Consider the following 24,557-nt stretch of genomic DNA (forward strand, 5'->3'; position numbering starts at 1 on the left):
GGTCCGTGGACCGCGGAAATTCCCGATGCGTCAGTCGCTGATGACGGCGAGGCCGTCGATCTCGACCAGCATCTCCTCGCGGGGGAGGCCCGTGAAGACGGTCGTGCGCGAAGGCAGGACCCCGCTGGTGGTGTGCGCTGTCACGAACGCGCCATACGCGTCGTTCATGATCGCGAAGTCCTCGCGCTTGGTCAGGTAGACGCGCAGCATCACGACATCGTCGAATGTCGCGCCGGATGCCTCGACGATCGCCTTGACGTTCTCGAGCGTCCGCGTGGTCTGAGCCGCGACATCGCCGGGGAAGAGGTATTCGCTCGTCTGGGGGTCGACAGGGCCCTGCCCGGAGACCTGCACGATCGGGCCCTTTCGGATCCCCTGCGAGAAGGTGTGAGCGGGAGCGGGGGCGGCGTCGGTCGACACTCGGATCTTCGCGGTCATGCGACCAGCCTAGTAGCCTTGTTAGATGCCTCTACAAATCCCGGATCCTGTACTCGGCACCTGGGCGAAGGGTTTCCCTCCGCGTTCCGCGGGGCTGCGGCTGTCGGAGGTACCCGACGCGGGCCTGCACCTGTCCGATCTCGTGACGCCGGTGCTGACGGTCCACGAGGCGGCGCTCTCCCACAACGAATCGACCGTCTTCGCCTGGGCGGCGGAACAGGGAGTCGTCCTCGCACCGCACGGCAAGACGACGATGGCGCCGGCGCTCTGGCAGCGGCTGCTCGATGCCGGCGCATGGGGGATCTCCGTCGCGACGCCGTGGCAGGCCGAAGTCGCGGTGGAGGCAGGGGTCTCCACCGTGCTCATCGCGAACGCCGTCACGGATCGTGGCGCCGCGCACCACCTCGGCGCTCTGCTCGCTGCGGCGGGCGATCTCCGGATCCTCTGCTGGGCGGACTCCGTCGAGACCGTCGGCATCCTCGCCGACGCGCTTCACGACGCCGAGCGTCCTCTCGACGTCCTCGTCGAACTCGGTGGCCGGGGCGGGCGCACGGGCGCACGCAGCGTGGAAGAGGGGGAGCGCATCTCCCAGGCGATCGTCGCGGCCCCCGGTCTGCGGCTCGCCGGAGTCGCCGGCTACGAAGGACCGTTCGGTCCCGACCGGTCGGAGGCGTCTGTCGCCGCCGTCGACGCCTATCTGTCCACACTCGTCGACCTGCACCGTCGCCTCGAGTATCCGCCCGGCGTTCGGCCCGTGCTCAGCGCAGGAGGCAGCGCCTTCCCCGACCGGGCAGCGGCGATCCTGGCCCCTCACGGAGCGGATGCCGACATCGTGCTGCGGTCGGGTGCGTTCCAGATTCACGACGACGGCTTCTACTCGCGCATGTCGCCGTTCGGCGCCCTGACATCGACGGCGCCGCTGCGTTCCGCCATGCACGCGTGGTCGCGCGTCGTCTCGCAGCCCGAAGAGGGACTCGCACTGCTGGACGCGGGCCGTCGAGATGTGCCGTTCGACCTCGACCTGCCGGTCCCGCAATCGGTCGAGGGGCGGATCACGGCCCTGAACGACCAGCACGCCTTCCTCGCTCTTGCAGACGGGGCGGATGTCTCCGTCGGCGACGTCGTGCGTCTCGGGCTGTCGCATCCCTGCACGGCTTTCGACAAATGGCGCGTGGTGGCGGTCATCGACGACCCGGATGCGGCGGACCCCCGGGTGATCGGAGCGGTCGCGACATGCTTCTGAGCACCGAGAAGCCCGTGCGGGTGTACCGAGGCGTCACCGTGGTCGACGGCACCGGAGCCGAGAGGTTCGCGGCCGACGTCGCGGTCGAAGGAGCCCGCATCGTCGCGGTGATCCGCGACGGAGATGAGAGGGTCCTGGAACTGCCGGCGGATGCGGTGGAGGTCGCGGGGGCGGGGCGGGTGCTGGCTCCCGGGTTCATCGACATGCACGCGCACAGCGAGCTGGCCGTGCTGCAGGGAGCAGCCCACGACGCGAAGATCCTCCAGGGCGTCACGACGGAGGTGCTCGGCCAGGACGGGCTCGGCTATGCCCCGCTCGACGACGCGACGGCGGCGGTGATCCCGGCTCAGATCGCGGGCTGGAACGGCATGCCGCCCGCCGTCCCCTGGCGTTCGATGGATGACCTGCTCGCTGCGATCGACTCGGCCGCCGTGGGCAACGCGGCGGTCCTGGTGCCTCAGGGCAATCTGCGCATGATGGTGGTCGGTCACGAGAACCGGGCGGCCACACCTGCGGAGATCGCAGCGATGTCCGGCATCCTCGGCGCGGCGCTCGACGCAGGCGCGTTCGGCATGTCGAGCGGATTGACCTACACCCCGGGGATGTACGCCGACACGGCGGAGCTGGAAGCGCTCTGCCGAGTCGTCGCCGAACGCGGCGGCTACTGGGCGCCCCACACCCGAAGCTACGGCGGGGGAGCCCTGGACGCCTATCGGGAGGCGCTCGACATCGGCCGTCGCACCGGGTGTCCGATCCATCTCACGCATGCGACCATGAACTTCGCTCCGAACCGCGGGCGTGCGGCAGAGCTGCTCGCCCTGGTCGATGAGGCCCTCGACGACGGCGTCGACGTGACCCTCGACACCTACCCTTATCTTCCCGGTGCCACCACGCTCGCGGCGCTGCTTCCGAGCCGACTGGCCGAGAGCGGCGACCTGCTCGCGACCCTCGCTGCGCTCGATGAGAGCGGACGCGAGACCGTCCGCGTCGAGCTCGAGGAGATCGGCTGCGACGGTTTCCACGGGGAGCGTGCCGACTGGTCGGCCATCCAGATCTCCGGCACCTCGTCGCCCGAACTCGCGGACCTCGTCGGACGGACCGTCGCGGAGATCGCCGAGTCGTCCGGCAGGCGCTCGGTCGACGTGGTGCTGGACACGATCCTCGAGGATGCGGGGGCCACCGGCATCCTGATGCACATCGGCGACGAGGAGAACGTCCGCACGATCATGCGGCACCCGCGGCACAGCGGCGGCAGCGACGGGATCCTGATCGGCGCCAGACCGCACCCGCGGGGCCGAGGGACCTTCCCGCGCTACCTCGGGCACTACGTGCGAGAACTCGGGGTGCTCTCCCTCGAACAGGCTGTGCAGCACCTGTCCGGCACGCCGGCGATGCGGCTGGGCCTCGACCGGGGTGATGCGCCGCGGGGTGTGATCCGCGAGGGAGCCACGGCCGACCTCGTGCTGTTCGATCCCGAGACCATCACGGCGGGGGCGACCTTCGATGCTCCCCACGAGGCGCCGATCGGCGTCGACGAGGTGCTCGTCGGCGGTGTGCCGGTGGTGCTGGCGGGGCACGCGTCCGGCGCGACCCCGGGTCGAGCGCTGCGAATGACGCCCGCCGCGCATCGTGCCCCGGTCCCGAACATCCCGTCGGTGACCGATCCCGCTGCCGAGCCGTTCGAGTGGACGGTTCACACCCCGGTGTCGGCTCCGGAAGCCCTCGTCGCGAGCGCATCCCGTCTCGGCGAGCATCTCGAAACCGCGAATGCGGCACCCGCGATCACGCTGAGGATCGACGAGTCTCTCGCGGGGGAGCCGTTCGCTCGAGGGCGTGTCGGCGCCGAGGCATTCCGCGTGACGGTGACGGCCGAGGGAATCGACGTCGCGGGGGCGAGTGCGGCGGGCGTGTTCCGGGGCGTCACGCTGCTCCGGCAGCTGCGCGAGCCCGGCTCCGATCGCGCTCGGATCCCCGCAGGAACATGGCAGTCTGCTCCGGCTCACACCTGGCGGGGGGTCATGCTCGATGTCGCGCGGCACTTCCGCCCGGTCGAGGACCTGATGCGACTCGTCGATCTGATGGCCGACCACCATCTCACGGTGCTGCACCTCCACCTCACCGACGATCAGGGCTGGCGCTTCGAGGTGCCGGGGTATCCGCTGCTCACAGAGGTGGGCGCGCGCCGCGAGGAGACACAGCGGGGCCACGGGCCGGACGCCACAGTGGTGCCGGGGCTGCACGAGGGTCATTACACGGATGCGGAGCTGCGCGACCTGGTCGCCTACGCCGCGGAGCGATTCGTGACGGTCGTGCCGGAAGTCGAACTGCCCGGGCACATCCAGGCGGCGCTCGCCGCGTACCCCGCGCTCGGCAATACGGATGCGAGCGAGCGCTCTGTCGCGCCGTGGTCGCGCTTCGGCGTGAACCCTCGCACCCTCGCGCCGACGGATGACGCCCTCGCGTTCGGGCGCGCGGCGATCGACGCCCTGTGCGACCTCTTCGACTCTGCGTGGATCGGCATCGGCGGCGATGAGGTGCCGGTCACCGAGTGGGCGCAGAGCGCCGCTGCGCGCGAGCGGATGGGCGAGCTCGGTCTCGCGACTCCCCACGACGTGCAGCCCTGGTTCACCGATCATTTCGTCGCCCACCTCCGCAGCCGTGGGCGCATCGCCCTGGCATGGGACGAGGTGCTCGAGGGCGATGTCCCCGAGGGTGTGCGGATCCTCGCGTGGCGGGGTCCCGTCGCGATGCGCGAGGCGCTGAGGCGCGGCATCCCCGTGATCGCGTGCCCCGACCTCGAGGTGTATCTCGACTACCCCCAGTCGGAGTCGGCGGAGGAGCCGATCCGGGTCGGCCCGCCGCTGCCGATCGAGCAGGCCTACACGCTGCGCATCGAGGACGGCGCGGTCGGCGGACAGGCCAACGTGTGGACCGAGCACCTCCCGACGAGAGATCGGGTCGACTTCGCGATGTTCCCTCGTCTCGCAGCGATCGCCGAACGGCTGTGGGACGGCGGCGAACCACCCTCGTATGAGGGGTTCGCGCGACGTCTTCCCGTCCATCTCAGACGCCTCGCCGAGTCCGGTGTGCGGTATCGTCCTCTCGACGGTCCGACGCCCGTGCAGAGGCGTCCTGGAGTGCCGGGGAAGCCTCTGACACGCGAGGCGCGGCAGGCGATAGTCGCGGGCCTCGTCGAAGGCCTGGCGGACTCGTCGGGCACCGCCGCCGGAGTACTCTCGGCATAATGTAACGTTTCCGTAACCCTCCCTGTGCTAACTGTGGCAGGGGTTGCGAAATTTTTGTTCGTAAGGTCTACTAACAAACATGTCCGTATCGGATGGATCGCGTCCTTCGACGTCGCCAGATTACGTCGCCGCGAGCGCGCACGCCTTCGGCCCGGGGCGCCACCTGCGCTCTCGCTCGAAGGTGCTCCCGGAACACGCTCGCGGTCACAACCGCGCGCTCGTGCTGCAGACGCTCTATCACTCGGGAGCGATGAGTCGAGCGGACCTCTCTCGCGAGACCGGCCTCACTCGGGTCACCATCTCCGACCTCGTCGCGGAGTTCATCTCCGACGGCATCGTCGTCGAGATGGGAGTGCGCGAGACGGTCGGACCGGGCAAGCCTCCGATCCTCATCGACATCGACCGAGTCGGGCACCAGATCATCGGGATCGATCTCTCCGGCCCCCATGCCTTCGTCGGCGCTCTGCTCAGCCTCGACGGCGACGTGCTCGAGCGCCGTGAGGTGCCGCGACCCGAGAGCGCAGACGGCGACGCCGCCTACGCCGCCACGCTGGAGCTGGCCCGAGCGCTCGCCGAGACGGCCACGCAGCCCATCCTCGGCGTCGGGATCGGCAGCCCCGGTGTCGTGCGTCCTGACGGCGTCGTGCTCAGCTCGCCCAACCTCGGGTGGAGCAATCTCCCTCTCGAGGCGAAGCTGGGCGTCGATCTCGATCTGCCGGTCCTCGTGCGCAACGACGCCAACGCCGCGGTGCTCGCCGAGTACACGTTCGGCGAGGCGAAGGCCGACTTCATGCTCATCAAGATCGGTCGCGGAGTCGGAGCCGGCGTCATCACCGGCAGCCAGCCGCTGCTCGGCAGTCGTTTCGCAGCGGGCGAGATCGGCCACGTCGTCGTGGGCACCGACGGTGGACCCCGCTGCGCGTGCGGCAAAGACGGCTGCCTCGAAGCGTGGCTGAGTGAGACGCGGCTGCGTCCCGCCATCGCAGACGCCCCCGGATCGCGCGACGAGATCCTCCGCGATGCGGGCACCCGCATGGGCATCGCGATCGCCCCGATCGTCGCGGCACTCGATCTGTCCGAGGTCGTGCTCTCGGGTCCTGAGGATCTGCTCGACGGCGTGTTGATCGACGCCGCGGTCGAGACCCTGCACGCGCGCACGCTCGAGGGCGTCTTCGAGGACGCGCTCATCCGCCGCACACACCAGGACGACATCGTCCTGCGCGGTGCCGCCGTGATGGTGCTGTCCAGCCAGCTGGGCGTCTCGTGATCCGTACCGGCGGGAGCGACCGCGTCCACGAGCCGAAGACGAGCAGGGGCACCATCCGATGACGGATGCGCTCGCCGTCGACCTGTCCGGTCGGCCCATACGAGTGGGCCTGGACGTCGGCGGAACCAAGATCGATGCCGTCGCGGTGTCCGCGGACGGAGACATTCTGGCGCGCCTGCGCCGACCCACCGGCTGGGGTGAGGAGGCAGTCGTCGTCAGCATCCTCGAGACGGTCGATGCGCTCGCCGACGAGGGAGGATTCGCTCGCTCGTCGGTCAGATCGGTGGGCGTCGGGATCCCCGGGCTGGTCGACGCCGACACCGGTCGGGTGCTCCATGCCGTGAATCTCGGCGTCGAGTCCCTGGATCTCGCCGGGCGCGCCGGTCGACAGCTGGGCATCCCCGTCCGCGTGGAGAACGACGTGAAAGCGGCCGCCCTCGGCGCTGCGGTGCTGCGCGGCGTCGACGGGTCGATGGCCTATCTCAATCTCGGCACCGGGGTCGCTGCCGGGATCGTCGTCGACGGCACGATCTGGCGTGGCGCGCGAGGCACGGCCGGCGAGGTCGGGCACCTCTCGGTCGACCCGAACGGCCGTCTCTGCGGCTGTGGACAGCGCGGCTGCATCGAGACCTTCTGCGGCGGAGGCGCGCTCGCCCGAGCCTGGGATCGTCCCGGTGCGCTCCCGGTGCGCGACATCTTCGACGCAGCCGACACCGGTGACGAACGGGCGCTCGCGCTCCGCGCCGATCTCTTCCACGGCGGGGCCGCGGCGGTGCGTGCGCTCGTGCTCTCCGCCGACGTCGAACGCGTGATCATCGGCGGCGGCCTCACTTCGCTCGGCGACAGGCTCTACACGGGCATCCGCGACGCTCTCCGGTCCGATGCCGAGGCCTCGCCCTTCATGCGCTCGCTCCACCTGGACGACAGGATCGAACTGCTCCCTGCCGGCTCTCCCGCCGCGGCCTTCGGGGCCGCGGTCGTCGGCGCAACCACCCCCTCTAAGGAGACCGTTTCCCATGGCTGAAGTCGTCATCGTCGAGAACGCAGAAGCGGCAGGCGCCCTCGTCGCCGCCGAGATCGTCGAGCTGATCGACGGACGTGCGGATGCCGTGCTCGGCCTCGCCACCGGTTCGACGCCCCTCCCCGTCTACAAGGCGTTGCGAGACAGGCTCGCGGGTCGCGACGTCTCGCAGGTGCGCGGTTTCGCCCTGGACGAGTACGTGGGGATCGACCCCGCTCATCCCGAGAGCTACCGCTCGGTCATCACCCGCGAGGTCGTCGAGCCGCTGGGGCTCGACCCGCGACGGATCCATGTGCCCAACGGCGCACAGGCCACCATCCAGCACGCAGGTGACGACTACGAGACCGCGATCGACGCGGCCGGAGGAGTGGATCTGCAGATCCTCGGCATCGGCACCGACGGACATATCGGCTTCAACGAACCCGGCTCGTCGTTCGCCTCGCGCACGCGCGTGAAGACCCTCACCGAGCAGACCCGCGAAGACAACGCCCGCTTCTTCGACTCGATCGACGACGTGCCCATGCACTGCATCACCCAGGGGCTCGGCACGATCCTTCGCGCTCGGCACCTCGTGCTGCTCGCCTTCGGAGAGGGCAAGGCACAGGCCGTGGCGGATGCCGTCGAGGGGCCGCTGTCGGCCATCCTCCCGGGTTCGGCGATCCAGCTGCACCCGCACGCGACCGTCGTCGTCGACGAGGCCGCGGCGTCCCGGCTGAAGCTCGCCGACTACTACCGCTACACCTTCGCGAACAAGCCGAGCTGGCAGGGGATCTGACGCGGTCGGCTCTCAGGGCCGAATCGTCGGCCACGCAAGCGGCAGCAGGTGCTCGATGCTGAGCGGCGCCAGCGGCAGCGTCTCGGCATCCGCGGGTGTGATCCATCGCAGCTCGGCGAGCTCCGCCTGGACGACGACCTCCGCCGCGGCGATGGACACCGAGAACGCGTCGGCCACGACTCGGTGACCGGGCTCGTTGGCCGCCTCGGAGACGAACGTGCCGAGCGGCTCCAGATCGCCCTCATCCAGGCGAAGGCCGAGCTCTTCGTGCAGCTCGCGGATCAGCGTCTGCGACGGGGTCTCCCCGGGCTCGGGCTTGCCGCCGGGTTGCATGAAGCGCGTCGTGCCCTGCTTGCGCACGACGAGCACCCTGCCGGCGTCATCGACGATGACCGCGGCGCTGACGTGGATGTCAGGCATCGGGAGCGAAGACCTTGCCGGGGTTGAGGATTCCCAGCGGATCGAACACCCGAGTGATCTGACGCTGCAGCTCCCACTGGTCGTCTCCGAGCTCGTCGGCCAACCAGCGGCTCTTCAGCGTTCCGATGCCGTGCTCTCCGGTCAGCGTGCCGCCGAGCGCGATCGCGGCCCGGAACAGCTCGTCCGCCGCCGCCCAGACCTCAGCGGGAGGCTCTGCGCCCTCGAAGATGAAGTTCGGATGCAGGTTGCCGTCGCCCGCGTGAGCGACCGTGGGGATCGCCATCGAGTAGGCCTTCTCGATGCGGGCGATCTCGTCGAACATGGCGGGCATGGCGCTGCGCGGCACCGACACGTCTTCGATGAGGGTCGTGCCGAGCGCCGACATGGCGGGGTGCATGGCACGCCGGATGGCCAGGAGGCGCTCTCCTTCTTCGCGGTCATGGGAGACCTCGGTCACACCCTGATGAGCCGTCAGGATGTCGGAGATCATCGTCGCCTCGGCCACTGCCGCCGGACCATCGGTCTGGATCGTCAGCTGGGCGCTCCCGGCCACGGGCGAGGGGAGGTCGAGCAGGGCTGCGACGGCGGCGAGGCTCGCGGAGTCCATCAGCTCCATGATCGCCGGCTGCGCACCCGAGGCGGTGACCGCGGCCGAGGCGGACGCTGCGGCACGCACATCGGGGAAGACGGCCGTCACGGTGCAGGTCGTTCCCTCGACCAGTCGGCGCAGCTTGAGGGTGGCGCCGACGACCACGCCCAGCGTGCCCTCGGAGCCGATCACGAGCGAGGTGAGGTCGAGTCCTGTCACGCCTTTGACGCTGCGGTGGCCGAGGTGCAGCAGTCGGCCGTCGGCGAGAACCAGATCGACACCGAGGACCGCGTCTCGCACGACGCCGTACTTCGCACAGAGCAGCCCACCCGCTCCGGTGGCGATGTTGCCGCCGACCGTCGAGATCGCGCGGCTCGCAGGATCCGGCGCCCACCAGAGTCCGTGCTCCGCGAGCACGTCGTTGAGGTCGGCGTTGAGGATTCCGGGTTCGACGACGGCAAGCAGGTCGTCGGCCCGGATCTCGTGGATCGCGGTCATCCGGCGAGTGGACAGGACGATCTCGCCCTCGCCGCCGTTCGCCGCGCCGGCGAGACCGGTGCCGGCGCCACGCACCACGACAGGGGTCGCCGTCTCGGCCGCGATGCGCATCACCGTCTGGACGTGCTCGACCGTCTCGGCGTGCACGACCGCGAGCGGCCGCCCGGGCGCCGCATGCCCCGATCTGTCGGCGCGGGCTTCTTCGAGGACCGTCGCATCGGTGTCGACGATGTCGCCGAGTGCGGCGACGAGCAGGTCGAGGGCGCTCATCGGATGCGACGCCGGCCGCTCACGACGCCTGCGCCGACGGCGACCACGGCGAACGCGATGCCGATGAGGGGCTGGTCCATCAGCCACCACGCGATCGTGACGCCGACGTAGATCAGCAGCTCGACGACGACGCGAAGGAACGGATGCAGTCGCAGGACGGGTCGCGGCGAGAGGAAGAGCGCCCAGATCAGGATCACGACGACCGGAGCCCCGATGCCGAGGATGACGTTGTACGGGAAGGGCCAGGTGGCGAATCCCCACAGAGCGAGGGTGCCCACTGCGACGATCAGGACGACCGATCGGACGACGTCGAGAGCGGTGATGGTGGGGCGGTCGACGCCGGGAACGGAGGCGGGATCCTGGGACATGGATCCAGTCTATTCGCCGCCGATGGCGGGTCAGAGCGCGGGCGCGGCCTCGTCTGCGGCCACCTGGTCGACCGGCGCGGTCTCGTCGGCGGGCGCGGTGTCGTCAGCGGGGGCAGGCTCTGCCGGAAGGGCGGTCTGGTCCTCGGTCACGGGCTCTGCCGGAGGAGCGGTCTCGACGGGAGCGGCCGGGGCCTCCGTCTCGGGTGCCGGCGTCTCAGGGGACGCCTCGGCGTCCGGGGACTCGGTCGGGGCAGCGGGTGCTGCCTCGTCCGTCGGCTCGGGGATCGGCGCGATCGCGTCGTCCGGAGTCGGCTCGGAGGGTACCGTCTCGGCGGGATCCGCAGCCGGCCCTCCGCACGAGGGAGCGAGGGCCACGGAACCGAGGGTCACCCCGAGAGCCGAGAGGCTCGTGGTCGTCGGCAGCATCGGACCGGACGCCGTCACGTAGTGGACCTCGAGGGGCGCGCCGAGGAGAATCTGGACGAGACCGGGGCGCAACTCGATCGTGCCGGTCCCTGCGTCACTCAGCGATGTGCCGTCGACGCCGCCGCGGCGTCCGCCGAGCAGCGCTTCGATGTCCGCGCCCGGTTCGCCGGACACATTCACGGTCACATAGGTGACAGCGCGTGCGTCGAGGCAGATGCTCGCGAGGCTCACTTCGATCGGAGTCGTCGGCGCGGCCGGTTCCGTGGGGTTCTCGCCGGGGGTTTCGCCGCCCGGGGTTTCTCCGGGGTTCTCGCCGGGGGTTTCGCCGCCGGGGGTTTCTCCGGGGTTCTCGCCGGGGGTTTCGCCGCCGGGGGTTTCTCCGGGGTTCTCGCCGGGGGTTTCGCCGCCGGGGGTCTCTCCGGGGTTCTCGCCGGGGGTTTCGCCGCCGGGGGTCTCTCCGGGGTTCTCGCCCGGGACCTCGCCATCGGGGTTCTCGCCGTCGGGGTTCTCGTCGTCAGGCTCTTCGTCCACGGGAGGGGACGTGGACTCGGGCAGTGCCGGCGCGGTCGACTCGGTCGGGGCCGGGGGTGAGACGATCGCCGGCGCGATGTCCTCAGCGGGCTGGGGGGTGACGGGTGCTTCGACGGGCGGGGTGACGGGCTCGGGCTCGGTCTCCGCTTCATCGACGATCGGCGTCTTGTCGTCGGACATCGACTCGTCGGGCCCGACGTCTGCACTGATCGACGAGGAATCGCTGTCGCCCGCGCTCGGCATCGATGCCGCGGGCGTCGCGCCCGTGAGGCTCGGGATGATTGTGGCGGCCGCCACGACGCCGGCGACCACGAGGGCCGCCGATCCTGCGCTGACGAGCGCACCGACTCCGCTGAAGATGCCTCCGGTCGCCGTGCCACCGGCTCCGCCACCGGTCGCTGTGCCTGCGCCGGTCGCGCCGGCTCCACCGGTGCCGCTCGACGATCCGGCGGCGGCTGCTCCGCCTCCCGCAGCCACGACAGCTCCCTCGGTGATCCCCGAGGGCATGGCCGCGAGCGCGACGATGGGCGTACCGCCACCCTGGAGGGTGGCGAGGTAGCCTGCGGAACCCGTGACTCCGAGGACGAGGGGCAGCAGCACGAGGGCCAGCCGCTTGGAGACGTCCTTCGCCTCAGCGGCGACGATCATGCAGCGTGCGCACTGGTCGAGGTGCTGCTCGAGACGGTTGTGGTCTCGCGTGCTGAGGTTGCCGCGCGAGTAGGCACCCAGGTGCTCGATGGTCCACCGGCAGTCGGAACCTTCGGCCGCGCTGCGGAGGTGAGCCTGGATCCACGCTTCGCGAAGTCCTTCACGCGCTCTGAAAGCCAGCTGCGAGACGGCGCCGGACTTCATACCGAGCAGGGTCGCGGCCTCCTGCGGCTTCATCTGCTCGATCTCTGTGTACCAGAGCACTTCCTGCCAGCGGGAGGGCAGGCTGCGGAACGCCTGCGCGGTCAGGCTGCGATCGAGGGCCTCGTTGGCCGCCTGGTCGGTGCTGTCGGGATCGGCGACGGAGTCGAGCTCGTCGATGGCGGACTCGCGTCGAGAGCGGCCCCAGGCGGCGGCGGTGTTGCGGATGCTCGTGAACAGGTAGGCGCGGAACGATCCGTTCGGTCCGCCGCCCTTGATGATCGCCTGATAGATGCGGGTGTAGGACTCCTGCACGAGGTCGTCGGGGTCGATCGACGACGTGATCGATCGCGCGACCGACATGCCGGAGGGATAGTGCCGCCTCCACAGTTCGCCGAAGGCCGCCGCGTCACCCGAGCGGGTGCGCAGGACGAGATCGGCGTCGGCGATCGTTTCCTCGTGTGAAGTGCTGTCCTGATCCACTGTCATCCATCTGTCGTGGAGCGCGAGTGCGCCTCCACATGAAGAGACGCGTGAACCCCATTTTCATCACGCGTCATCTCCATTCTCTCTCCTATCTCTCAGGCTTGCCACCCCTTCTCGAAAAGTGCTCGCAGAAGACCGGGGGCGAATAAAGACCTGATCACGGGCAGATCAGTCGGGCGCGCGGAAGAACCGTGAAAAAAGATCTGAGAAATCGCGTAATGAATCGGCGTCGACGTCGTCTCATCACTAGAGACAGCCATGGGGCTCCACCGGGGGGCGGAGCTCAGGCGCTGGTGCAAGGGGTAAGTGCACCGGCATGGTGGGTCGGGCACCTCGGGGGAGGAGCGCTCGGCCCGCCAGCTCTCGCAACGTGGGGGGAATTGTGACGGGGTCGCCGATCTGGGGAACGGCGGCCCCTCACCCGCACCGGGCTACGGCCGGTCGCCGATCCACACGCGAGCGACCTGCAGCTGTGCGTTCAGCAGCACCGCGTCAGCGACGAACCCGACCGCCAGGCGACCGATCCGGTCGCCGTATCCGATCGCTCCCGCCGGTGTCTCGGTGAGCGCCCGGACGGCTTCCGTGAGAGGTGCGCCCGCCGCGGTCGCCCTGCGCAGCGCCACGTCGAGGGTGAGCGTCGACCCCGCGATCGATCCCGTGTCGTCCGCGCGCGCGATGCCGTCGAGGACCGTCACGCTCACCGCACCCAGGTCGTAGTGCCCGTCGGCGCTGCCGGCAGCCGCCATGGCATCCGTGATGAGTGCGACGCGACCGGGTGCCGAGTCGAACACGAGCTTGACCACGTGCGGGTCGAGGTGGATGTCGTCGGCGATCACCTCGAGCACCACGCGGCGGTCGGCCGCCGCCGCCAGTACCGGCCCCGGCGCTCGGTGATGGATTCCGGGCATGGCGTTGAAGGCGTGGGTCAGCACGGAGGCGCCGGTCTCGAATGCCGCGTCCGCAGTCGCGGCATCCGCACTCGTGTGTCCCACCGCTGCGACAGCGCCGGCGTCCACGATCATCCGGATCGCCTCGAGACCGCCGGGGAGCTCCGGTGCGATCGTCACCTGCCGGATCGTCCCGCGGCCGGCGTCGAGCAGGCGGGCGACGTCGTCTCGTGTCGGAGTGCGCAGCAGCGACGGCTCGTGAGCTCCGTGGTGCGCCGGGTCGAGGAACGGCCCTTCCAGATGCGAACCGAGGATGTCGGCATCCGACTCCATCAGGTCGGCGATCTGCGCCACGCGTCGAGCGAGGGCGTCGACGGGGGCGGTGACGAGGGAGATCACCGATCGTGTCGTGCCATGAGCGCGGTGCAGAGCGCGAGCCGAGCGGATCGCCTCCGGCCCGTCGTCGAACGACGCTCCGGCGCCGCCGTGGCAGTGGATGTCGATGAATCCGGGTGTGAGCACGGCATCCGGCCCGGCGACGACGGTCGCGTCGACGACCTCATCGGCGGGGGCCCACGTCTGGCCGGTGCCGAGAGCGGCGACCCGCCCGTGTTCCATGCGAACCCAGGCGTCCGCGACCTCGACGCCGTGGTCGATCAGTCGGGCCGAGTGGATGACGACCGATCCCGTCGCTGTCGAAACGGATGTCATCGCTCGCTCCAGGGGATCTCGTCTGCGGGGTGGAAGTCCACGCCCTCAGCCTTCCACAGCGGGGCGAGTGCGCCGAGTCGCCCGCGGAACGACTCCCAGTCCCGGCCGTCGGCGTCGCGCGGTGACCACGCGACCTCCGCCTGAGCGGCGGCCCGCGGGAAGACCAGCTGCTCGACCTCGCTCAGGGTGCGGGTGGTCTCGCTCCACAGCGGAGCCTCGATGCCGAGGATCGCGGACTCCGGGACGTCGAGCACAGCGGTCGGCTCCCATTCGTACGCCCTGCGGACATCGATGATCGCGGCCCAGGTGAGTCCGAGCGGAAAATCCTCGGTGTACTTCATGTCGAGGTAGGCGACGTCGGCGGTCGACATGATGAGCGCCCCGCCACGCTCGACGAAGTGCGCCGCCTCCTCAGCGTGCGATCCCTCGGGCGTCGTCTTGCCCCAGTACTGGCCGATCGTCCCCTCGGCGATGTCCTTCGCTGCGCCCACCTCGTGCCAGGCGACGGGGATCTTGCCCTCTTCGAACACGATCGCGGTGGCGCGCTCGACGAACAGATCGAAGTCCGCCTGCGGGGTGCCGAGGGACTCGTCGCCGCCGATGTGGATGTACGGACCCGGGGTCATCTCGGCGAGCTCGCGCACGACGTCACGGACGAACTCGTAGGTGCGCTCGTCATGGATGCGGACGCTCGAGTGCCCGACGCCCCACCCGAGATAGGGCTCGCCTGCGACGGGGAGCGGCTGCCCCAGGCGCGCCGATTCGGCGATCAGGCTGTCGTTCATGACCGGATCCTCGACGAGCTCCGGATACGCGACGCCGATGGCGTGCGTGTGACCGGGGAGGTCGATCTCAGGGATCACGACCATGTGCCGCTCAGCGGCGTACGCGACGATCTCGCGATAGTCGTCCTTCGTGTAGAAGCCGCCGGGGTCGCCGAGGGAGGCCGTGGACGAGGCGAGCTCGGTGAGCTTCGGCCACGAGTCGATCTGGATGCGCCAGCCCTGGTCGTCGCTGAGGTGCAGGTGCAGGTGATTGAACTTCAGGGCACTGGTGCTGTCGATGAACTTCTTGACCTCATCGACGTCGAAGAAGTGACGCGTGACGTCGAGCATGACGCCGCGACGTGCGAATCGTGGCGCGTCGGTGATCTCGGCGCGCAGGAACGCCCATCCCTCGCCGTCCTCGCGGAGCAGCTGCAGCAGCGTCTGCATGCCGTAGAAGAGTCCTGCCTCGTCGCCGCCCACGATCTCGACGGAGTCGCCGACTGTGAGCCCGTATCCTTCGGGCGCCGTGGTGGGGTCGATCCGCAGGACGATCGTCGACGCGACGCCGTCGCCGGCGCCGTCGCTGTCCGTCGAGTGCGACAGCCGGATGCCGCTGCGGCGCGCGACGGCGTCGATCAGCTGGGCCGCCGCGGGGGAGGCGCCGATGACTCGCAAGCCGTCGGAGACGGGCAGCCGACCATCCACGGCGATGGAGGAAGCGGGAAGAGGAACAAGGGGCATGGAATGGGGAAGGACCATGAACAAAACCTACCGTGCGCAGAGTCGGCAGCACAGGGAAATCCGCTATGCTTTCTCACGTCGCGACTGGCGTCTGGGTGGACTACCACCGGGGAGCGACTGACCACGGAATTCGACCGCGCGCCTGGGCCGATAGGTACACCCTTCGAATCCGTTGTCAGAGGAGCATGTCATGACCGACCGTTACTTCAACGCCCCACTCTCCGAGGTCGACCCCGAGATCGCACAGGTCCTCGACCGAGAGCTCGCACGGCAGCAGACGTTCCTCGAGATGATCGCATCCGAGAACTTCGTGCCCGTCTCCGTGCTCCAGTCCCAGGGCTCGGTGCTGACGAACAAGTACGCCGAGGGATACCCCGGCCGTCGTTACTACGGCGGCTGCGAAGAGGTCGACGTCGCGGAGGAGCTCGCGATCCAGCGCGCCAAGGACCTGTTCGGCGCGGAGTTCGCCAACGTCCAGCCGCACTCGGGAGCATCCGCGAACGCCGCCGTGCTGCACGCGATCGCTCGGCCCGGCGACACGCTGCTCGGCCTCGCCCTCGACCAGGGCGGTCACCTCACTCACGGCATGAAGATCAACTTCTCCGGCCGCCTGTACGACATCGTCGCCTACGGCGTCGACCCAGAGACCTCGACCATCGACATGGACGAGGTGCGTCGCCTCGCCCTCGAGCACAAGCCGAAGGTCATCATCGCCGGCTGGTCGGCATACCCGCGCACGCTCGACTTCGCCGCCTTCCGTGCGATCGCCGACGAGGTCGGCGCGCTGCTCTGGGTCGACATGGCGCACTTCGCCGGCCTCGTCGCCGCCGGCCTCCACCCGAACCCGGTGCCGCACGCGCACGTCGTCTCGTCGACCGTGCACAAGACGATCGGCGGCCCCCGTTCGGGCTTCATCCTGACGAACGACGCCGACCTCGCGAAGAAGCTCAACACGGCTGTGTTCCCGGGGCAGCAGGGCGGCCCCCTGATGCACGTGATCGCCGCGAAGGCGACGGCGTTCAAGCTCGCGGGCACCCCGGAGTTCAAGGAGCGCCAGGAGCGCACGTTGCGCGGAGCGTCCATCCTCGCCGAGCGTCTCTCGCAGCAGGATGTGAAGGATGCCGGCATCGGAGTGCGCTCCGGCGGCACCGACGTGCACCTGGTGCTCGTCGACCTGCGTGACGCCGCGATCGACGGCAAGCAGGCCGAGGACCTGCTGCACGACATCCACATCACCGTCAACCGCAATGCGGTGCCGAATGACCCGCGCCCGCCGATGGTCACCTCGGGTCTGCGCATCGGGACGCCGGCACTCGCCACCCGCGGCTTCGGCGACGCCGAGTTCACCGAGGTCGCCGACGTGATCGCACTCGCGCTGCTCCCCGGCGCCGACGTCGAGGCGCTCCGTGCGCGTGTCGATGCGCTCGCCGCAGGCTTCCCGCTCTACCCGGACCTGCAGCAGTGACCGCGAAGATCCTCGACGGCAAGGCGGCGTCGGCCGCGATCAAGGCCGAGCTCACCGAACGGGTCGCCGCGCTGAAGGCGAAGGGCGTGGTGCCCGGCATCGCGACCGTTCTCGTCGGAGCCGACCCGGCATCTCAGCTCTACGTCGGTATGAAGCACCGTCAGTCCGAGGCGATCGGGATGAACTCGATCCAACGCGAGCTGCCGGCCGATGCCACCCAGGCCGACGTCGAGGCGCTGATCGACGAGCTCAACGCCGATCCGGACTGCCACGGATACATCGTGCAGCTGCCGCTGCCGAAGCACATCGACACGGACGCGATCCTCGAGCGGATCGACCCGGCGAAGGATGCGGACGGACTGCACCCGACCAACCTCGGTCGACTCGTGCTCAACGTCAACAACCCGATCCACACCCCGCTGCCGTGCACGCCGCGCGGTGTCATCGAGCTGCTGCTGCGCAACGGCTACGACTTCGCCGGCAAGCACGTCGTGGTCGTCGGACGAGGCGTGACGATCGGTCGCTCGATCGGCCTGCTGCTGACGCGACGCGACCTGAACGCGACGGTCACGCTCACGCACACCGGCACGGTCGACATGCCGCGGTACCTGCGGGAGGCCGACGTCATCGTCGCCGCCGCGGGCGTCAAGCACCTCATCCGCGCCGAGGATGTCAAGCCGGGGGCCGCCGTGCTCGACGTCGGCGTGACCCGCGAGACCGACCCCGAGACGGGCAAGAACCTCGTCTTCGGAGACGTGCACCCGGATGTCGCCGAGGTCGCGGGCTGGGTGTCGCCGAACCCGGGCGGAGTCGGTCCGATGACCGTCGCCCTGCTCATGACCAACGTCGTCGAGGCGGCGGAACGCCTGGTCTGACCGTCGCCGGTCTCGATCTGCATCGTCGGTCCCGATCCGTGGACTTCCCCTTCCGATCCGCGTGCGGATCGGTGTGAGGCCCGGGATCGGGACCGTCTGCGTTCAGCCCAGCTCGTCGAGCATCCGCCGCTGCTCCGGGGTCAGACCGTCGTGGAGCTCCTCCCGCGCCTCCGCGGCGGCGGTCGTCTCCGGGGCGGGCGTGGAGGCTGCGGGCGCCGGCTTGCGGCGCGACACCTTGCCCTGCACGGCGTCGTACAGCTCGCCGGCCTTCGCCCGCAGCCTGTCGTCGACCTGGTCGTAGATCATCCAGCCGAACAGCAGGAAGAGCGGCGGGAGCGCGTAGCTCCAGAAGCCCGAGGCTCGGACGCCGCTCAGCCAGACGACGGCCACCCAGATGAGCAGCTCGACGAGATAGACGAGGACGTACTGGACGACCTTCTCGCCGGTTCTCGTGCGATCGGCCGCGGACTTCGCCGCCGCGTTGCGGAACGCCGCGGTGAGCAGCGGCTTCACGAAGAGCGCCGCGAGCGTCAGGATGACGGCCGCCCACAGCGCGGTGAACCCGACAGAGACACCCGACGACAGCAGGCCGATGAGCAGCAGCACCGCGACGTTGAACACGTAGAGTGCGGCGAACCGGACGATTCCGTTCTTCATCTGACCAGAATTCCACACACTCTCGGATGCCGCGGCATCTCCGTGCGGAGCCTGGTGGGGATCAGCGTGCGGGAAACGCGCGTTCGACCGCATCGACCACGGTGCCGTAGACGGAGTCCCACGGGACGAGCGGGGGAGTGACCCCGGCGAGTTCGAGGCTCACGGCTCCATGCACCTGCGCCCAGACGGTGAGAGCGGCGGCCATGACCTGCGGTTCGTCGACGCGGGCCGCGAGCGCGCGCACGAGCGGCGCCATCGCCGTGCTCATGGTCGCGTCATCGGGGCGGCAGTCCTCGGTCGCCACTGCGCCGCCGAACATGAGGCGGTAGAGCGCGGGATTTTCCATAGCCCACGTCCGATACGCGAATCCGAGTGCGCGGAGCCCTTCCGGTTCGGCCGTGGCCTGCGCCTCGCCGAACGACGCGAAGCCGTGCTCGATGACCGCGACGAGCAGTTCGGTCTTCCCGCCGAACAGCGCGTAGACCGCTGAGGTCGAGGTGCCGGCGTTCTGTGCGATGTCGCGGAGACTGATCCGCTCGGGTCCCTTGTCGTCGACCATCTCGGCCGTCGCGTCGAGCAGGCGGTCGCGCAGGGCGTCGTCGTACAGGGGAGGTCTTGCCATGGGATCGATCTTATCGTAACGTTGTTGCATAACGCAGTTACGTAACGATGTTCCAAGGAGAGCGCATGACTCAGCACGTCTTCCCCGGCAGGTTCACGGCCGCTCCGGAACGATCGGATGTGACGGTCTTCCTGATCGGGATGCGAGCCAATCGGTGGTGGCAGCTCGGCAGGGTGTGGCGGACGGCCAGCAAGATGCCCCCGATGTTGCAGCATCTCGTGACGCACCCGGAGGCGGGGATGCTCGGAGTGCACAGCTGGTTCGGTCGCACGACGATCCTGCTGTCGTACTGGGAGAGTCCGGGGCATCTGCAGCGGTTCGCCGCCGACCGCGACGCACCCCATCTGCAGCCCTGGCGCGACTTCATGCGCACGCTGCAGGGAACGGGGAGCGTCGGCGTGTGGCATGAGACCTATCAGGTGCCGACAGCGGATCTGGAGGCCGTCTACGTCGACATGCCGGCATTCGGACTCGCGGCGGCGACCGCGCACGTCCCCGTGGGGCCGGGCATGAAGACGGCGCGCCAGCGGATGGGTCGCTGACGCGCCGGCGTCATCAGAGCTCAGCCCTGGGGGTGCAGGCTGCTCTCGATGTTCGTGATGCGAGCCTGGTCGTCGAAGCGGAAGGTCGCAGTGCCCGTGCCGTCGGCGACCGTGGCCCCCGAGAACGCCTCGTCGGTCCACGTGAGGTTCCACCCGGCGAGACGGGCGGCGTCCCAGACCGCCGTCCGGGCATCAGGCAGAGCCAGGCCCGAGAGGATCCGCGGAAGGGCGATGGAGGCTGCGGCGACGGTCAGGGTGGGGAGCGGCGCATCGAGCAGGAAGACGGCGTACGTGCCGCCGCCGACCGGCGCGAGGTAGTAGGGCGCTCGACCGGTGAGCTCGACCGCGACCGCGCCGACCGTGTGGGCGGCTGCGGTGATCCAGTCGGCGTCGCCGGCGGCGTCCGCGGGGAAGGGGAGCTCCTGCTCGCTCAGCTCCGGGATGCCGTGCTCCCTGCCGTAATCGCGCAGCTGGCCGGCGATGCCGGCAGGGTCGCCCTGCGGGTGCGCCCACGCCCAGAGCAGCGAGCGGGGACCGGGGGCGATCGTCGCGACGAGGTGGGCGCGGGCCACGAGCCGGCGCGTGGCATCGGCGTTCGAGGTGAAGGTGAGGGTGCCCGCCGCCATGTCGGCATCCCATCGATTGTCACCGAGGTCCTCGAGGGCGGTGGCCAGGGAGTCCTGACGGAGGGCGGAGAACAGTGCGGCACGGTCTGCGAGCGGCTGGAGCGCGGCGAAGGTCATGCCCACAGTCTCGCCCGGGTTGCTATGAATCCGCCAACTCCGAGCGCGGGGACAGTGCATCGGAGGGGCGGCCCATCCGCCAGACACTCGGTACCACCAGTGTCACGGCGGCGAGCACGGCATAGAGGATCCCCGAGGTGACCAGCACCGTCTCGACATCGCTGCGGGTGATCAGCCAGCCGTAGACGAGGGTGCCGATCGGCATCACGACGAAGCTGCCGAGCATGTCGTAGCTCGAGACGCGGGACAGCTTGTCGCCCGGGATGTTCTCCATCATCGCGAGGTTCCACCCGGTGCTGAACACCTCGGCCCCGGCGCCGGCGAGGAAGGCGGCGATGGCGAGCAGCACCACCGCGGGGTGCACGCCGAGGACGGTGAGCGGGATCGCGAACGCGGCCATGCCGATCATGCCGTAGCGCAGGGGGCGTTTCAGCGGGAACCACATCAGGACGAGGGTCATGAGCAGGATGCCGACGCCTTCGGCGCTGACGACCCACCCCCAGCCGGCGATGCCGAGCCGTTCGTCGTTCTTGGCGATGTACGGACCGACGACGCCCCACGCGCCGATGTGGATCGCGTTCATGACCATGAAGGCGAGAACGATGACCCACAGCCACGTGCGACTCCAGAACTCCTGCCACCCGATCCTGAGGTCGTGGAACATCGTGGTTCCGCCCGCATGATCAGGCGGAGGCAGTCGGACCATCGCCAGGACGGGGATCGCGATGACCCAGCCGATCGCCTGCACGACCATGGCCCAGGCGGGGCCGGCCGCGGCCACGACGATGCCCGCGATGATCGGGCCGCCGATCGTGGTCGCCGAGCGCACGAACGACAGCATCGCGTTGGCCTGCTGCAGGTGCTCGGGGGAGGTCAGCTGCGGGATGATCCCCTGCATGGCGGGGAGGACGAACGCGGTGGACGCACCGTTCACCACCGACAGCAGAGCGAGCAGGGGAACCGTGGCTGTGCCGCTGAACAGGAGGGCGGCCATCGCGCCCACCGTCAGGATGTCGATGACGTAGCAGGACTGGATGATCAGCGCGCGAGGCAGCCGGTCGGCGATCACGCCGCCGAAGAGCAGGAAGACGATGTTGCTGATGGTGAAGGCGGCCAGGACCAGGGAGAGCGAGCGTGCGTCGTTGTCGATCTCGAGCACGGCGAAGGCCAGCGCGATCGACGACATCGACCCTGCGATCAGAGTGATGGCGCGGGCGAGGAAGAACCAGCGGAATCCTCGGTCCTGCATCGCTGCGAGGGCGCGGATCATGACGGCTCGTCGCTGCTCTGCATCCGTCAATCCTGCCACTCGAGGGCAGCGGCAGGCGTCAGTAGCTGGCGCGGGTCGTGTCGTCGGATGCCGGGATGAAGCGGGCGGCCAGAGCCTCGGATGCGCGTGCCAGCATCGCCACGTCGGCACCGACCGCCACGAAGTCCGCGCCGGCGGCGGTGTACGCATCGGCGGCGGAGGGATCGAAGGCGTTCACACCGACGGGCGTGCCTGCGGCCGCGACCGCGGCGAACACCTGCTCGACGGCGGCGACGACATCCGGATGCGTCTGCTGCCCGAGCAGGCCCATCGACGCGGAGAGGTCGGACGGGCCCACGAACACGGCGTCCACGCCCTCGACCGCCGCGATCTCGGAGGCGGCCTCCACCCCGGCGACCGTCTCGATCTGCACGATGAGGGAGGTGTGCCGCGCCGAGTCGCGCAGGTAGCCGTCGACCCGGTTCCAGCGGGCGCTGCGGGCGAGCGCGCTCCCGACTCCTCGGACACCCTCTGGCGGATAGCGGGTCGCCGAGACGGCCGCGCGTGCCTCCTCGGCCGACGAGACCATCGGGACGATGAGGTTCTGTGCTCCGAGGTCGAGGACCTGTTTGATCGCCACGGTGTCGTTGGACGGCACGCGCACCACCGGGGTGATCGGATAGGCGGCGACGACCTGCAGCTGCAGCAGCGTGGACTCGAGCGTGTTGGCCGAATGCTCCATGTCGATCAGCAGCCAGTCGAGGCCCGAGCCCGCAGCCACCTCGGTCACGAGAGAACTGCCGGAGCACGCCCACATCCCGATGAGCGGGCGATCGGAGGCGGCGAGATGCTCGCGAAAGGAGGGGCTCAGATGAAGCGGCATTCGATCGTTCCCATCGGTCCGTAGTCGCACAGCACCTGATCGCCGCGAGACACCCACATCGGGCGTGTGAACGATCCTGCCAGGATGACCTCGCCGGCCTCGAGACGCGCGCCGTGCTGGTGGAACTTGTTCGCGAGCCAGGCGACGCCGGTGGCGGGGTGGCCCAGCACGCCGGCGGCGACTCCGGTCTCCTCGATCTCGCCGTTGCGCGAGAGCACGCCGGGCACCCATCGCAGGTCGATCTCGTCCGGGCGCCTGTGCACATCGCCGAGGACCATGGCCCCGTAGGCGGCGTTGTCGCTGATCGTGTCGACGATCGTCCTGCCCTCGAGCTCGATGTGCGAGTTCAGCACCTCGAGCGCCGGCACGGCGTAGTCGATCGCGGCGAGGGCGTCGTCGAGCGTGCAGTCGGGCCCCTCGAGCGGATGCTTGAGCACGAACGCGAGCTCGACCTCGATGCGCACGTTCGAGAAGTGGTCGACCGGGATCTCGGCACCCGACTCGTAGACGGTGTCGTCGAACATCACCCCGTAGTCGGGCTCGGTGATGCCGGTGGCCTGCTGCATCGCCTTCGACGTCAATCCGATCTTGCGTCCGACGAGACGGCGTCCTGCGGCGATCTGCGAGTCGCGCCAGACCCCCTGGATCGCGTACGAATCCTCGACCGTCGCGTCCGGGTACCGGGCGGTGATCCGGGGGATCACCGAGTGGGTCCGGTCGGCCTCGGCGAGCTCTCCGGCGATCTGCGCGACGATGTCAGGTGACAGCATCCGTCTCTCCTCTGTGTGCGAACCTGCGTGCGAACCTGCGGATGAATCGATCAGAGCTGGTGGCCGAGCTTGTACTCGCCCTGCTTGTATTCCGGCATGGCCTCGTCGTCGCCGGGTCGCGTGTACGAGAAGCCGTCGGCGCCGATCGTGACGGCCATCTCGGAGTCGTCGGTGCGGGCGACGACGGGCTGCGGGTTGCCGTCGAGGTCGAGCACGAGCGAGGCCTCGGTGTACCAGGACGGGACGACCGGGTTGCCCCACCAGTCGCGGCGCTGGTTGTCGTGCACATCCCAGGTGATGACGGGGTTGTCGGGGTCGCCCGTGTAGTAGTCCTGCGTGTAGACCTCGACACGGTGACCGTCGGGGTCGCGGAGGTAGAGGTAGAACGCGTTCGAGACGCCGTGACGGCCCGGGCCCCGCTCGATCGCGTCGGAGCGGCGGAGGGCTCCGAGCTTGTCGCAGATCGCCAAGATGTTGTGCTTCTCGTGCGTCGCGAAGCAGACGTGGTGCATACGCGGACCGTCGCCGCCGGTCATCGCGGTGTCGTGCACGGTGGGCTTGCGACGCATCCACGCCGCATACACGGTGCCCTCGTCGTCCTGGATGTCCTCCGTGACGCGGAAGCCCAGATCCTGCATGAACTTCACGGCGCGGGGCACGTCGGGGGTGACCTGGTTGAAGTGGTCGAGTCGAACGAGCTCGCCCGGGATGTGCAGGTCGTAGCGCCACGACATGCGCTCGACGTGGTCGGACTGGTGGAAGAACTCGATGGGGAAGCCCAGCGGGTCGACCACGCGCACCGAGTCGCCGACGCCCTTGACGAAGCCCTCCGGGTTGCGGCGCACGTCGCAGCCGAGCTCGGTGTAGAACGCCACGGCGAGGTCGAGATCCTCAGCCGAGCGCACGCGGTAGGAGAACGCGGCGACAGCGGCGATCGGCCCCTTGCGCAGCACGAGGTTGTGGTGGATGAACTCCTCGGTCGAGCGGAGGTAGATCGCCTCGTCGTCCTCTTCGGTGACATACAGCCCCAGGACGTCGACGTAGAACACCCGCGAGGCCGCGAGGTCGGTGACGACCAGCTCCATGTAGGCGCAGCGCAGCACGTCCGGGGGAGTGCTCTCGGGCGTCGCGATCGGGTTGGCGGTCTCGATCGGAGCCTCCTGGCTCACGTAGTAGCCCGAGGAGGTCAGCGTCTTCGCAGTCTTGTCGGTCATGTCGG

General features: G+C 69.5%; 22 protein-coding genes and 1 riboswitch. Of the genes, 8 read left to right on the forward strand and 14 right to left on the reverse strand.

Translation table 11 applies throughout. The features are described 5' to 3' along the window. Positions 1-30 precede the first annotated feature (30 nt). Entirely contained in the window at positions 31-438 is a 408-nt protein-coding gene (locus ACIPV5_RS07090) for a RidA family protein (protein ID WP_053095391.1), read from the reverse strand. Between the two features lie 25 nt (positions 439-463). Between ACIPV5_RS07090 and ACIPV5_RS07095 the strand changes: the two genes are divergently transcribed. The 5 genes from ACIPV5_RS07095 to nagB all read left to right on the forward strand — a co-directional run bounded on the left by ACIPV5_RS07095 (position 464) and on the right by nagB (position 7,989). Then, positions 464-1,681, forward strand: a complete 1,218-nt coding sequence (locus ACIPV5_RS07095; RefSeq protein ID WP_235567439.1) for an alanine racemase — start codon at positions 464-466, stop codon at positions 1,679-1,681. Further along, positions 1,672-4,926, forward strand: a complete 3,255-nt coding sequence (locus ACIPV5_RS07100; RefSeq protein WP_400340513.1) for a family 20 glycosylhydrolase — start codon at positions 1,672-1,674, stop codon at positions 4,924-4,926. The genes ACIPV5_RS07095 and ACIPV5_RS07100 overlap by 10 nt, the downstream gene beginning before the upstream one ends. Before the next feature lie 79 nt (positions 4,927-5,005). Further along, the gene (locus tag ACIPV5_RS07105) at positions 5,006-6,193 is read left to right on the forward strand and encodes an ROK family transcriptional regulator (protein WP_056277392.1); all 1,188 of its coding nucleotides are present in this window, start codon (positions 5,006-5,008) and stop codon (positions 6,191-6,193) included. A gap of 58 nt (positions 6,194-6,251) precedes the next feature. Continuing rightward, entirely contained in the window at positions 6,252-7,217 is a 966-nt protein-coding gene (locus ACIPV5_RS07110; RefSeq protein ID WP_171821895.1) for an ROK family protein, read from the forward strand. After that, a complete protein-coding gene (gene nagB, locus ACIPV5_RS07115; RefSeq protein WP_053095395.1) occupies positions 7,210-7,989 on the forward strand; it encodes a glucosamine-6-phosphate deaminase in 780 nt (259 codons plus the stop codon). The genes ACIPV5_RS07110 and nagB overlap by 8 nt, the downstream gene beginning before the upstream one ends. 12 nt (positions 7,990-8,001) lie before the next feature. On the opposite strand, the gene ACIPV5_RS07120 is transcribed toward nagB, so the two are convergent. The 6 genes from ACIPV5_RS07120 to ACIPV5_RS07145 form a co-directional block, all read right to left on the reverse strand. Beyond that, entirely contained in the window at positions 8,002-8,409 is a 408-nt protein-coding gene (locus tag ACIPV5_RS07120; protein ID WP_187250104.1) for an NUDIX domain-containing protein, read from the reverse strand. Further along, on the reverse strand, positions 8,402-9,766 hold the full coding sequence (locus tag ACIPV5_RS07125; RefSeq protein WP_320491164.1) for an FAD-linked oxidase C-terminal domain-containing protein: 1,365 nt from the start codon (positions 9,764-9,766) through the stop codon (positions 8,402-8,404). The genes ACIPV5_RS07120 and ACIPV5_RS07125 overlap by 8 nt, the downstream gene beginning before the upstream one ends. Further along, positions 9,763-10,134 (reverse strand): YrdB family protein, encoded by a 372-nt coding sequence (locus ACIPV5_RS07130; protein WP_053095398.1) that lies wholly within the window; start codon positions 10,132-10,134, stop codon positions 9,763-9,765. Before ACIPV5_RS07130 ends, ACIPV5_RS07125 begins: the two co-directional genes overlap by 4 nt. Positions 10,135-10,164: 30 nt before the next feature. After that, a complete protein-coding gene (locus ACIPV5_RS07135; protein ID WP_400340517.1) occupies positions 10,165-12,429 on the reverse strand; it encodes a sigma-70 family RNA polymerase sigma factor in 2,265 nt (754 codons plus the stop codon). Between the two features lie 428 nt (positions 12,430-12,857). After that, entirely contained in the window at positions 12,858-14,024 is a 1,167-nt protein-coding gene (gene nagA, locus ACIPV5_RS07140; protein WP_372984374.1) for an N-acetylglucosamine-6-phosphate deacetylase, read from the reverse strand. Then, positions 14,021-15,550, reverse strand: coding sequence for a family 20 glycosylhydrolase (locus ACIPV5_RS07145; RefSeq protein ID WP_400340519.1), 1,530 nt, complete (start codon positions 15,548-15,550; stop codon positions 14,021-14,023). Before ACIPV5_RS07145 ends, nagA begins: the two co-directional genes overlap by 4 nt. 52 nt (positions 15,551-15,602) lie before the next feature. Next, positions 15,603-15,687, forward strand: a riboswitch (ZMP/ZTP riboswitch). A gap of 35 nt (positions 15,688-15,722) precedes the next feature. Here ACIPV5_RS07145 and glyA point away from each other — a divergent pair. Both glyA and ACIPV5_RS07155 read left to right on the forward strand, forming a co-directional pair. Beyond that, positions 15,723-16,997, forward strand: coding sequence for a serine hydroxymethyltransferase (gene glyA / locus ACIPV5_RS07150; RefSeq protein WP_053095402.1), 1,275 nt, complete (start codon positions 15,723-15,725; stop codon positions 16,995-16,997). Next, positions 16,994-17,872, forward strand: coding sequence for a bifunctional methylenetetrahydrofolate dehydrogenase/methenyltetrahydrofolate cyclohydrolase (locus ACIPV5_RS07155; RefSeq protein WP_056277410.1), 879 nt, complete (start codon positions 16,994-16,996; stop codon positions 17,870-17,872). Before glyA ends, ACIPV5_RS07155 begins: the two co-directional genes overlap by 4 nt. A gap of 102 nt (positions 17,873-17,974) precedes the next feature. Here the strand turns inward: ACIPV5_RS07155 and ACIPV5_RS07160 are convergent, their stop codons facing one another. Continuing rightward, a complete protein-coding gene (locus tag ACIPV5_RS07160) occupies positions 17,975-18,529 on the reverse strand; it encodes a hypothetical protein (RefSeq protein WP_056277411.1) in 555 nt (184 codons plus the stop codon). 61 nt (positions 18,530-18,590) lie between these two features. After that, positions 18,591-19,151, reverse strand: a complete 561-nt coding sequence (locus ACIPV5_RS07165) for a TetR/AcrR family transcriptional regulator (RefSeq protein WP_261987829.1) — start codon at positions 19,149-19,151, stop codon at positions 18,591-18,593. Positions 19,152-19,216: 65 nt separating this feature from the next. On the opposite strand from ACIPV5_RS07165, the gene ACIPV5_RS07170 reads away from it, so the two are divergent. Continuing rightward, on the forward strand, positions 19,217-19,693 hold the full coding sequence (locus tag ACIPV5_RS07170; RefSeq protein ID WP_230101193.1) for a DUF4188 domain-containing protein: 477 nt from the start codon (positions 19,217-19,219) through the stop codon (positions 19,691-19,693). A 20-nt stretch (positions 19,694-19,713) separates the two neighbouring features. Here ACIPV5_RS07170 and ACIPV5_RS07175 read toward each other — a convergent pair whose 3' ends face one another. From ACIPV5_RS07175 to hpaD, 5 genes are read right to left on the reverse strand one after another with little or no spacing between them, the layout of a single operon-like run. Beyond that, entirely contained in the window at positions 19,714-20,436 is a 723-nt protein-coding gene (locus ACIPV5_RS07175) for a DUF6882 domain-containing protein (RefSeq protein ID WP_400340522.1), read from the reverse strand. A 22-nt stretch (positions 20,437-20,458) separates the two neighbouring features. After that, positions 20,459-21,706 (reverse strand): MFS transporter, encoded by a 1,248-nt coding sequence (locus tag ACIPV5_RS07180; RefSeq protein WP_400340524.1) that lies wholly within the window; start codon positions 21,704-21,706, stop codon positions 20,459-20,461. A 58-nt stretch (positions 21,707-21,764) separates the two neighbouring features. Further along, the gene (locus tag ACIPV5_RS07185; RefSeq protein WP_285363156.1) at positions 21,765-22,568 is read right to left on the reverse strand and encodes an HpcH/HpaI aldolase/citrate lyase family protein; all 804 of its coding nucleotides are present in this window, start codon (positions 22,566-22,568) and stop codon (positions 21,765-21,767) included. After that, on the reverse strand, positions 22,553-23,338 hold the full coding sequence (locus ACIPV5_RS07190) for a fumarylacetoacetate hydrolase family protein (RefSeq protein ID WP_295102880.1): 786 nt from the start codon (positions 23,336-23,338) through the stop codon (positions 22,553-22,555). Before ACIPV5_RS07190 ends, ACIPV5_RS07185 begins: the two co-directional genes overlap by 16 nt. Positions 23,339-23,388: 50 nt before the next feature. Next, positions 23,389-24,552 (reverse strand): 3,4-dihydroxyphenylacetate 2,3-dioxygenase, encoded by a 1,164-nt coding sequence (gene hpaD / locus ACIPV5_RS07195; protein ID WP_053095410.1) that lies wholly within the window; start codon positions 24,550-24,552, stop codon positions 23,389-23,391. Positions 24,553-24,557: the final 5 nt, after the last annotated feature.

Source organism: Microbacterium sp. NPDC090014, assembly GCF_044748285.1.
Classification (GTDB): Bacteria; Actinomycetota; Actinomycetes; order Actinomycetales; family Microbacteriaceae; genus Microbacterium.